Annotated in this window: 9 protein-coding genes; 4 read left to right on the top strand and 5 right to left on the bottom strand. The window is 36.7% G+C overall.

The genetic code is table 11. From position 1 onward, the window contains the following. The first annotated feature begins 586 nt into the window (after positions 1 to 586). On the top strand, positions 587 to 1,903 hold the full coding sequence (locus ACO1D1_RS25655) for a Na+/H+ antiporter family protein (RefSeq protein ID WP_423337575.1): 1,317 nt from the start codon (positions 587 to 589) through the stop codon (positions 1,901 to 1,903). Between the two features lie 77 nt (positions 1,904 to 1,980). Here the strand turns inward: ACO1D1_RS25655 and ACO1D1_RS25650 are convergent, their stop codons facing one another. The 4 genes from ACO1D1_RS25650 to purU all read right to left on the bottom strand — a co-directional run bounded on the left by ACO1D1_RS25650 (position 1,981) and on the right by purU (position 6,950). Then, positions 1,981 to 3,621 carry a helix-turn-helix domain-containing protein gene (locus ACO1D1_RS25650; protein ID WP_149870469.1) on the bottom strand — a complete coding sequence of 547 codons (1,641 nt, stop codon included), beginning with the start codon at positions 3,619 to 3,621 and terminating at the stop codon, positions 1,981 to 1,983. Between the two features lie 177 nt (positions 3,622 to 3,798). Further along, positions 3,799 to 4,461 (bottom strand): hypothetical protein, encoded by a 663-nt coding sequence (locus ACO1D1_RS25645; RefSeq protein ID WP_149870470.1) that lies wholly within the window; start codon positions 4,459 to 4,461, stop codon positions 3,799 to 3,801. A gap of 125 nt (positions 4,462 to 4,586) precedes the next feature. Next, the gene (locus ACO1D1_RS25640; protein ID WP_423337574.1) at positions 4,587 to 5,600 is read right to left on the bottom strand and encodes an ABC transporter substrate-binding protein; all 1,014 of its coding nucleotides are present in this window, start codon (positions 5,598 to 5,600) and stop codon (positions 4,587 to 4,589) included. A gap of 450 nt (positions 5,601 to 6,050) precedes the next feature. Continuing rightward, complete coding sequence (purU, locus tag ACO1D1_RS25635) at positions 6,051 to 6,950, bottom strand: formyltetrahydrofolate deformylase (RefSeq protein WP_423337573.1); 900 nt, start codon at positions 6,948 to 6,950, stop codon at positions 6,051 to 6,053. Positions 6,951 to 7,284: 334 nt separating this feature from the next. Between purU and ACO1D1_RS25630 the strand changes: the two genes are divergently transcribed. From ACO1D1_RS25630 to ACO1D1_RS25620, 3 genes are read left to right on the top strand one after another with little or no spacing between them, the layout of a single operon-like run. Beyond that, positions 7,285 to 8,169, top strand: a complete 885-nt coding sequence (locus ACO1D1_RS25630; protein WP_317845663.1) for an ABC transporter permease — start codon at positions 7,285 to 7,287, stop codon at positions 8,167 to 8,169. A gap of 18 nt (positions 8,170 to 8,187) precedes the next feature. After that, positions 8,188 to 9,216 (top strand): MetQ/NlpA family ABC transporter substrate-binding protein, encoded by a 1,029-nt coding sequence (locus tag ACO1D1_RS25625; protein WP_149870473.1) that lies wholly within the window; start codon positions 8,188 to 8,190, stop codon positions 9,214 to 9,216. A gap of 3 nt (positions 9,217 to 9,219) precedes the next feature. Next, positions 9,220 to 10,035 (top strand): ABC transporter ATP-binding protein, encoded by an 816-nt coding sequence (locus tag ACO1D1_RS25620; protein WP_223820781.1) that lies wholly within the window; start codon positions 9,220 to 9,222, stop codon positions 10,033 to 10,035. A gap of 52 nt (positions 10,036 to 10,087) precedes the next feature. Here ACO1D1_RS25620 and ACO1D1_RS25615 read toward each other — a convergent pair whose 3' ends face one another. Continuing rightward, positions 10,088 to 10,693 carry a YitT family protein gene (locus tag ACO1D1_RS25615; protein WP_149870474.1) on the bottom strand — a complete coding sequence of 202 codons (606 nt, stop codon included), beginning with the start codon at positions 10,691 to 10,693 and terminating at the stop codon, positions 10,088 to 10,090. Positions 10,694 to 10,712: the final 19 nt, after the last annotated feature.

Genomic DNA, 10,712 nt, shown 5'->3' with positions numbered 1-10,712 from the left:
TGTTATTACAGTTTCTTCGTTCAGTTGTGCACCGATATTAACCAAACCCAACAACCTAGATAGGCGTTTCGCGTTTATCGTGAAACGCTTTCGCATTTTTTCGTGCACGCTTCAGACGCCATAAATGTTCTGACATGGTAAATCCTTCTTTGAAAAATGGTTCATCAATGTTTAAACCGGTTCCTGATAGTTAAATTTATTTCACATACATAGAGTCATATTCTTAAACTCATACATATTTTACACAATATTCAGAATAAAACTAAGCTGTTTCACTATTTAAGTCAAAAAAGTTCACAATAAAACAATAATTTAGTTGATGAAGAAAATACTCCAACGAATATAGTTAACCTTTTCTGCCTTCCCTTCAACCAAGCTAAAAAACTATAGTATTTCATAAAAAAGAGTACTATCTGAATGTGAATTGATAAGGTAATATTAAAAAGATTCATAATATTGTAACAATTGCGAGGAGGAGGATTTAAAATGAACCTATTTTTTTAAAATAAGTATTGTTCAATTATGCTTTTGATCCGTGGCGCGGCGTATTTCTACTATTGATAACGTGAAAAGGAGGAAACGAATCATGTATGCTGTGATTATTTCTGTATTGCTTCTAATCGTATTAAGCATGTTGCGGGTGAACGTGCTAATAAGTATTTTACTAGCTGCACTTAGCGCAGGCTTAATAGGAGGACTCTCCACAATTGAAACGATGAATATGCTCATTTCAGGAATGGGCGGGCAAGCTGAAACGGCATTAAGTGTTATTTTACTAGGGATTTTTGCCGTCATGATTAAATATTCTGGGATTACGGGGATATTAGTAAAAAAATTATTGAAATTCATGAAAGGGAAACGGGGAGTTATTCTGTTAGTGATTGCTGGAATATCCAGTTTTTCACAAAACTTAGTCCCTGTACACATTGCCTTTATCCCAATTCTAATCCCTCCTTTACTCCAGCTGTTCGACCGGATGAAAATAGACCGGCGAGGAGTAGCTACTGCCTTGACTTTTGGTTTGAAAGCTCCTTACATCATGATTCCTGCAGGATATGGACTCATGTTTCACCAAATTATTGCTAGTGAGATGAAAAAATATGGAATGAATATTTCGGTCAGCCAACTTCCCCTAGCCCTCCTTATTCCAGGCATTGGAATGATCGTTGGGTTGTTAATCGCCGTCTTCATTACGTATCGAAAAGAAAAAGTAATAAGTTCTTCAAAGGAATTGGAGAATTCTCTTGCCTCGATAGAAATATCAGCAGCCTCAGAAGTTATGCCATTTAACAAGCAGCATGTCATTACATTATTTGCGATTGTTTTATCTTTAGGGATACAACTTTATACCCACTCCCTTGCAATAGGCGCTCTCGTAGGAATCTTGGCAATGTTTTTAGGCGGGGTTACCCCGTTTTTTAAGGGGGATGAATTCGTCGATGATGGAATGAAAATGATGGGTACCATTGCCTTTGTATTGTTGATAGCTGCCGGTTATTCAACTATTTTGAAGGAAACTGGTGAGATCAGTGATTTGGTAGCGCATACATCTAATATAATTGGAGGCAGTAAATTATTTACATCATTCATTATTCTTTCCGTTGGCCTGCTAATAACCATGGGAATTGGTACTTCTTTTGGGACAATCCCCATTTTAGCGGCTGTCTATGTTCCATTATGCCTATCCGTCGGTTTTTCTCCACTGGCAACAGCAGCACTGATTGGAACTGCAAGTGCATTAGGCGATGCAGGTTCACCTGCATCAGATAGTACAATCGGACCAACAATCGGATTAAATGCCGATGGAAGGCATAATCATATTTGGGATACATGTGTTCCTACCTTTATGCACTTTAACATCCCCCTATTTATATTTGGGATGATTGCTGCTTTCATACTCTAATCATTGTTTAGTTAACCACATAAAAAGGACACCCTCTTCATGTTGAAGGTGTCCCTTTTGGCCTCTGCTTTTACTCCTTACTTATTCACTTTTCGATCAAAGGGCAACAATTTCTGATTCTCAGTTGGACTTCCCGATGGTACCAAAATGGAGTTGCGATAATCACTTGGAGTTTTTCCAACCATTGTTTTAAATACACGGCTGAAATAATGAGAGTTACTGTAGCCTACTTCAAAAGCGATTTGGTAAACTGTATAATTCAAGTCTTCTAGCAAATCTTTCGCTTTTTCTATTCGTAAATAGGTAATATATTCAACAAAATTATTTCCTGTAGCACTTTTAAAAATTCGACTGAAGTATGTAGGACTTAGATGAACATGACTAGAGACTTTTTCTAATGTTATCTGCTCCAAATAATGCTTCTCAATATAATCCATTGCCTTTTGGATTGACTTAAGTGTATGATGATTACTATTATTGAAAATTAGGTCAACAAAGCGATGGATCATATCTCTTAGCCACTGCTCCAATTGAGCCAAATTTTCGATCAGTCTTAATTTTGATGTATATTCCAAAAGTATCATGTGAATTTCTTTCTGATTTGCCCCTCCATTAATGGCAGATCGAGCAAGCTTGGTTGATATTTCTGATACTTGTAATTTCAACACTTCGGGGTCGACATTCTGTAAAGAAAACAATTGTTCAAATAATTTTTTCATATTTTCCTTCACAGCTGCAACGTCAGCAACCATCAATTTATTTGCCAATGCCGTAACATCCTGATTCGGTAATAAGACAAATTCATTGGTGAACTGCTCTACGTCATCATTATGAATAACAATATCCTTCCCCCAAAAGAACTTATATTTTAGTGCATGTTGAGCTTCTTGGTAAGAGAAATGCAAATTCCTTACATCTTCATAAAAATTTCCAATTCCTATCGTGACGGAATACCCTGTATTTTCTTTAATAAACTCTTTCACATTTTCAGCTAACATCTTAGCAAAATATTTATATGCTGGTTTTTCATTTCGAAGAGGGAGTGAGAGTAGAATGGCAAACTTATCCTCTGCCGTTCCCATGGCTAAGCACTCCTCTTGACTTATATTAAAATATTGACGAGTAACCGTGATAATTTCATTACGAACAAAGTCTTGAAACTGCTTACTTTTCCCTACATTTTTCGAAAAGAATTCATCAATTTGTAATGCCATTGCCGTGTTTGGCACTGAAGACAACCCAATTAACTGACTTTGCTCCCAAATTTCTCTCGAGTTTTTGATATTCCCATATAATAAATTATAAATAAGGCTGACTCGCAATGATGACATAATATTATGGGGATCTTCATTCCTTTGTTGTAGCATCTGATCGGATTGCTTAGCTTCCATTTTGAGCTCTTGCAGTAGACGATACACTACTTCCTTGTCTAATGGTTTACTTAAACAATCAAAAACACCATTTTTAAAAAGCAATCTCATTTCTTGATCAGTGTACTCTGTCTTAATTACAATTAAAGGAAATGAAAACTTCCTTTTAATTAATTGTGTGAAAACGACGTCTTGAGCAAGTATAGTCATGCTATCTAGATCGAGGATGACTGATACCTTGTCAAGATTAAACCCTAACTCCTCTTTCAACAAGGACATTTTATTACTCATTTCTATCGTAAAACCAAATTCATACTCATCATTTATTTGATGAAAGAGATCAGTCATAAATTTGTCATCTGTAGTTATGAGTAATAGATTGTTCAAAAAAATCACATACTTTCATTCGGGTTCTGATACATTTGCTATTAAAATCTTAAAATTGAGCCATGCATCACTTTGTAAAATACTAGAGATACATGACTCAATTCTTTTATAAGAGTTTATAAGTATTTGAACAAATGCCTAGGCTGTTTCATTTGGAACTGGGTAAATCGTATCATAATAATGCATCATTTCTTCGCGAAGACGGCGAGCGCCCCAGATTGCGTTTTCACGATGTGAATCTGAAACCACATACTTTTCTACAATCATCTCCCCAAGTCTGGCATGGAATTCTTCATCTTTTTTAATTGTTTCGTAACATCTTGCCAAGTCTGGCAGACCAATTCTGCGGCAGTTCTCGATGACGATGTCATGTGTAGTTGTTGTTGATGTTTCAGAACAGTTCCAAACTGCAACAGCACAGGCACGGTCCTTCTCAAGTGCCTCCCAATGTAGGTTCTCCCACCCCAAATGTTCTTTTGGTGGTTCAGTTGGCGCCGAGTAACCATGCTTTTCAAGTACCCTGCAAATAATCTCGTAATGGTGAGCTTCTTCCCACATATGCTTGCACAATGCCGTAACCGTCGTTCTGTCCAGCTCCTTCCAATAATCATTAATTTGTTTTCCAAGGAAGAAGACATAGGCGATTTCCAACCAGACTCTTTGTTCAATGGCAATAAAAACTTCTTCTTGGGTCAGATCCTCTCGAGTCCAAAAGTTATACGCTTTCTTTTCTGCGTATTCTTTTAGCTCCTCCTTGATTCCTCTAAACTCTGTCAAAAATTCCTCTTGTGTTAATGTCATATAAAATCCTCCATTCATTCGATTTAATATTCTGATTATTCATAATTATATATTTTAAATTAGTTTTCAGTAAGTACTCTTTTTTATGATATATTACACTTTTTTAACTTGATTATTTTATTTATCTATTTCACATCCATATGAACAAATGAGTAATCAATGATTTCATCAATATTTGGCTCATTATCAATTAACTTTTGCTGTCTCCAAAAATCAGCGCCTAGTTTTGAAAGTTCGTGCAACGGTCCTGGGTGATCTTTTGTGCCGAAATATTTTTTATTTCCTTCCTCATCATAAAAGCGGACACCTTGTAAGGATTCTTCCAGTTCATCCGGAGATTGCCCCATAGCTTTCCCCATAATTTTCAACGCTTCTTCCGGATTCGTTTTATAGAATTCTATCGCTTCAAACCAAGATTTCACTAAAGCTTTTACCGCTTTTGGATTCTCTTTTGTAAAATCTTGTCTCATGGCAATTGTACTTGTAATGACACCAGGGGATGCGTCACTTTTTATGAGAACGCTTCCAAAATTAGTGTCCTTCGCTTTCGTTAACCATGGCTCCCAGGTCACAGCTGCATCTACTTTATTTGCTACAAATGCCGCTCCGGCATCACCTGCCGTCATATTCTGCGCATCAATCTCTTTAAAATCAATTCCTTCTTGTTTTAATAAATAGAGAAACCAGAAGAAGCTAGCTCCACCATCAGTCTGAACAGCTACACGTTTTCCTTTAAGATCTTGTAAACTTTTAATTTCTTTCTTTGCTACAATTCCATCTCCACCGTGTGACTCATCAAGGGCAACGACCTGCACAACTGGTACATTACTTGCCGCCGTTACAACATGTGTGTCTACAGTTGATGCAAATCCTTGAATCCGATTTGCTGATAGAGCAGTTCGACGATCAGTGTTGCTTTCCATTTTCATTAAATCTACATTAATACCATTCTTTTTAAAATATCCCTTTTCCTGAGCTATATAAAGAGGGCCGTACCCTACCCATGTTGCGACTCCTATTGAAATAGAAGACTTATTATTTTTAGCGCCTTCTTTTTGAACTTCCGTACTAGTTTGTCCAGAGCATCCAGTCATCGCAAGCAATAAAATGACAAATACAATCATCCCAAATTTTCTCATCCTATTTCCCCCAATTCATATTTTAGTACTCTACAGAAGTTCAAAGTGTAAGAAGAATTTCAATCACCTAATAATCTCAGCTTTATTTGATTTTTTAGACATTACCCAGTATCGGATAAACAGACCTTAAGTCACCTCCAATATAAGCAGTTTTTTACTTTCGTTAGTTTTTGGAAATCTAATAATTCTAAAACTTCTATATTATTTATACATTATCTTTTGATAAAAAAAGGCAATTTTGTGACTAAAGATAAAAATCTTCACAAGAAAACAGATATTTACACCATGAATAACTTGTTAACTCAAAAGATAAGATGGTGCCTGCCATTGGCATTGGGTCTTACGGATCACCATTCCTTATAGTTTTTGGAAACAAAAAAGCCATCCAAATTTTTGGATGGTATCTAATATCTATTTTCAAGTGTTATTATTAAAGAATACTGAACACAATTAAAAAACAATTGTCTTATTTTGTTGAACAATAATTCGGTCTTCCAGATGCCATTTTACCGCACGGGCCAATACGCTTCGTTCAATAGCACGTCCTTTTTTCTTTAGTGAATGGACATCAGAACGGTGGTCAACTCTGGCAATATCCTGCTGAATAATTGGCCCTTCATCCAAATCATCTGTCACAAAATGTGCTGTTGCCCCAATTAATTTCACCCCGCGTTCATATGCCCGTTCATATGGTCTGGCGCCAATAAAGGCAGGCAAGAAAGAATGGTGAATGTTGATAATTTTTTTAGGGTTAGCTTTCACAAATTTCGGTGTTAAAATCTGCATGTACCGGGCTAACACAATCACATCAATATCATATTCTTTAAGCAGCTGCAGTTGGTTTTCTTCAACTTGTTCCCGAATCTCTTTATTTGCTGGAATATAATAGAATGGAATATTTAAACCTTCCACCACATCCCTCGCCTCTTCATGATTACTGATGACTAGGGCAATGTCAGTTAGTAAATCGCCGCTTTGCCATTCCCATAAAAGTTCCAGCAGGCAGTGCAGTTCCTTTGAGACAAATATCGCCGTTTTTTTCACTTTGTAAACAGGTGTTAAACGCCAGTCCATTGAAAACGTTTCAGCGAGCTCTGTAAATTGTTGTTCCATTAGAGTCTCTTTCTCTATTAAAAATGGACATTCAAACTCAATTCGAATGAAAAACACCCCTCCCTCCGGATTGGTTGAATACTGACTGGACTCAATAATATTAGCATTATGTGAAAACAAAAATTGAGAAATAGCAGACACAATACCTGGTTGGTCTGGACAGCTGACTAATAAACGCCCACGATTTTGATTCCGCTGTTTAAATTGTTCGATTTGATCTTTAATAAACGAGTTCATCTGGTTAAATCCCTTCTATTAAATTGCTGAAACCCATTATACAGTAGATCTTCGAAGTTTGTTAACAATTTTTTAAAAATTTTAAAAGTAATCATCTCCTGCCTCTTCTATGTTTTATCAATCCTCATGAAACTTATAAAATTTTCTTATACCTCGTATGTGCATTTCGAATAGTTGGAATTTTCAAATTTCGTTGACGGCCACTTTTCTATACAATATAATTCGATTTATATCCGAATGCTTTTCCTTGCCAACTATGAAAGCAGTTTCAAAGGTTAAAAGGTTGAAGTATGGCTTAAAAGAAACAAATCAAAAGGGAGAGTGATGTCCATTTATGAATGGAAACGTGAATAAAAAAGTTGAACAAGATGCCTTTCCACTGTATGAAACCCTTGCATCTTTAGAACATAGTAAGGAGGTACCGGAAATCGAACGTAAAAAGAGAAAGTGGAAAATCTCTGGCGAAACAGGCATTATGTGGAGTTCGGTTGTCATTATATTTTTACTTTGGTATATCGTTACAAAACTCAATATCTTTTCTGAAGTCTTTATCCCTTCCCCGGCAAAAACGTGGGCTGCCTTTACCGATTTACTAGTTAATGGTTACAAAGGAAATAGTCTATTATTTCATCTACTTGATAGTCTATACAGACTATCTATGGCATTCTTCTTCGCATTAATTACAGCAGTTCCTTTAGGATTAATCAGTGGTTATTCATCAAAAGTAAGAGCTGCATTAGATCCCATCCTAGAATTCTATCGTCCCCTACCACCGCTGTCATACTATACACTACTAATATTATGGTTTGGAATCGGAGATCTATCAAAGGTTGCATTATTATATCTTGCTGCCTTTGCTCCAATGTATATCGCCGCAGTTTCCGGCGTAAAAGGTGTCTTAGAAGATCGAATCCATTCTGCCACTTCATTAGGTGCAAATAACTGGCAAACGTTTCGCTATGTCATTTTTCCATCCTGTTTACCGGAGATATTCACCGGGATGCGAACAGCAATTGGATTTGCCTATACAACGTTAGTTGCGTCTGAAATGGTAGCCGCTGTCTCTGGAATCGGGTGGTTAGTGCTTGATGCAAGTAAATATTTACGAAGTGACATCATGTATGTAGGTATTATTTTAATGGGTGTGACAGGGATTTTACTTGATCGAATCCTTCGTAAAATTGAAGACAAAGTGATTCCTTGGAAGGGCAAAGATTAAAAAATTGGGGGTAAAGAGATGAGAAATGGCAAGATGAAATGGTTCATGTGTTTGATGATCGTTTTCTCACTACTATTGATTAGTGCCTGCGGTAACAAAACTACATCCAAATCCGCTGATGGGACTGTAGAGTTTCGAATTGGTTATCAAGTTATACCCAATGCAGAGCTGCTAGCAAAAGCTACCAAAATGTTTGAAGAGAAATTCAAAGGTGTTACGGTCAAATTGGTTCAGTTTGAAGCGGCGGTTGACGTGAATACTGCCATGGCTGCAGGTGAAATTGATGCTGGCTTGATCGGTTCTAGTTCAGTTGCATCAGGGGTAGCGCAAAATTTACCATACAAAGTCATTTGGCTTCACGATGTAATTGGAGATAACGAGGCATTAATTGCCAAGAAAGATAGTGGCATCAAATCACTTGAAGATGTTGTAGGTAAAAAGATTGCTGTCTCTTTCGGTTCGACAACCCATTACAGTTTGTTATCCGCACTTAAATTAAAAGGAATAGACCAAAATAAAGTAACCATTTTAGACATGAAACCGGCTGACATGTTAGCAGCATGGAAACAAGGACAAATTGATGGCGGATATGTCTGGTACCCGACATTAGGAGAGATGGTTTCAGACGGCAATATTATTTTAACGAGCCGCGACCTTGCGAAAGATGGAATTCTCACCGCTGATGTAGGGATTGCAACGAAGGACTTTATTGAGAAACATCCGGATGTTTTAAAACAATATATAAAAATATTAGATGAATCCGTCCAGTTATATCGTTCATCCAAAGAAGAAGCGGCTGATTCGATGAAAACTGAATTAAACGTTTCAAAAGAGGACGCGACATTTTTCATGGATCAATTAATCTGGTTGGATGCAAAAGAACAGGCCTCAGAAGAGTATTTAGGAACAGTCGATAAAAAAGGAGCATTTTCAAAAGCGCTAAAGGATACGGCGGAGTTTTTAAAAACGCAAAAGGCGATTGACTCTGTACCCGACCTTAAGGCATATGAAGATGCCATTGAACCAAAATTCCTTCAAAAAGATTAGGAGGTGAACCCTATTATAAATAGTTATGCTCTTACAGAAACCGCATCCGAATCTATGGTCATCCAAATAAAAGATGTAGAATTGACGTATCAAACAGATAAGCAAGTAGTGACGGCACTGCAAAATATTAATTTACAAATTAAAGAAGGCAGTTTCGTCTGTGTATTAGGTCCTTCAGGCTGTGGAAAAACAACGTTATTACGGATTTTAGCGGGCTTTCATCAAGCTACATCCGGTGAAGTTTTGCTAGATAACAAACCCATTTCACCTAAACCTGATCGGCATCGTGGTGTTGTTTTCCAGCACCAAATGCTGTATCCATGGTTGAATATTGAAGAAAATGTTGGATTCGGGCTAAAAATGAGGAAAGTTCCAACGAAAGAACGGCGTGAAATTGTTGATCATTATCTAGATATGGTTGGTCTCTCTCAGTTTAAAAAATCAAAATCTTATGAGCTTTCCGGTGGTATGAAGCAACGAGCCTCTATTGCCCGAGTATTAGCAAATGATCCCCGCATTGTATTGATGGATGAACCCTTTGGTGCGTTAGATGCAATGACAAAGGAACAAATGCAAGATAATATACGGAAAATATGGAAAGAAACGCATAAAACAATTTTCTTTATTACTCATGATGTGGAAGAGGCCTTATTGTTAGGAACGCATATTATCGTATTATCCTCCCGGCCAGGCCGCATCATAAAAGAAATGCACAGCGACTTGCCTTATAGAATTGAAGAAGGCAAAAGCCGCATGTACAGGGCAGAACCAGATTTCGTTAAAAAGCGAGAAGAGATCATTAGTATCATTTCTTCATAAACATAAATAACATAAAAACCGCTTGAATCACAATGGTCAAGCGGTTTGTTGTTCAATTGGTTACTCCCCTGCCATTATCCACCGCAAAGGCTTCCTTTCTATTCAATAGTTTCTTTAATAAATATGAATAAATAAATGTAAATAATACTCCTTTCATAATGGAAGTCCATCCAAAAATCCAGAAACCAGATAATAACACCAAATAATTGAGGCTCCTTATTGCAATAGCAATATCAATTTTTTTATTTCTATGGTGTAAAATGATGGCAATCACATCGACCCCTACAGTAGTTGCATTCGCAGATATACATAAGTAATACCCTAGAGCTATTAAGGCAGATGCCAGAATGATGGAGGGTGTTAAGGGTAAATCTATATTAAGATGCAATGAGAAAAAAAAATTAAAGAAGAACAGGTAACAAAAACTGCTTAAAATAGATTTAAAAAAATATTCTCTCCCAAGGAAAATTAAACATAGCAACAATAAAAGTAATGTTATTACATTTGCAAGATTAGCAATCCCTGCCTCTGAAATAGCGTTTACTATTAATGCTAAACTAGTAACACCGCCATTTATGATTTCATGAGGGACAACTAAACAAGCGTAAGAAATGCCAATTAAACTATTTCCAAATATTATTTTCATTACATTTTTCATCGTTTCCGGTTCCTCCTGC

The organism is Neobacillus sp. 19, assembly GCF_049463095.1.
In the GTDB taxonomy this organism is placed as follows: domain Bacteria; phylum Bacillota; class Bacilli; order Bacillales; family Cytobacillaceae; genus Neobacillus.
The sequence above is the reverse complement of the archived record's forward strand: the minus strand, read 5'-3'. Positions and strand labels throughout refer to the sequence as shown.

Bases quoted from the DNA above. Each gene is read 5' to 3' on its own strand.
- ACO1D1_RS25650 (WP_149870469.1), bottom strand. From the start codon at position 3,621: ATGACTGATCTCTTTCATCAAATAAATGATGAGTATGAATTTGGTTTT.
- ACO1D1_RS25615 (WP_149870474.1), bottom strand. From the start codon at position 10,693: ATGAAAAATGTAATGAAAATAATATTTGGAAATAGTTTAATTGGCATT.
- ACO1D1_RS25625 (WP_149870473.1), top strand. From the start codon at position 8,188: ATGAGAAATGGCAAGATGAAATGGTTCATGTGTTTGATGATCGTTTTC.
- purU (WP_423337573.1), bottom strand. From the start codon at position 6,950: ATGAACTCGTTTATTAAAGATCAAATCGAACAATTTAAACAGCGGAAT.
- ACO1D1_RS25630 (WP_317845663.1), top strand. From the start codon at position 7,285: ATGAATGGAAACGTGAATAAAAAAGTTGAACAAGATGCCTTTCCACTG.
- ACO1D1_RS25640 (WP_423337574.1), bottom strand. From the start codon at position 5,600: ATGAGAAAATTTGGGATGATTGTATTTGTCATTTTATTGCTTGCGATG.
- ACO1D1_RS25645 (WP_149870470.1), bottom strand. From the start codon at position 4,461: ATGACATTAACACAAGAGGAATTTTTGACAGAGTTTAGAGGAATCAAG.
- ACO1D1_RS25655 (WP_423337575.1), top strand. From the start codon at position 587: ATGTATGCTGTGATTATTTCTGTATTGCTTCTAATCGTATTAAGCATG.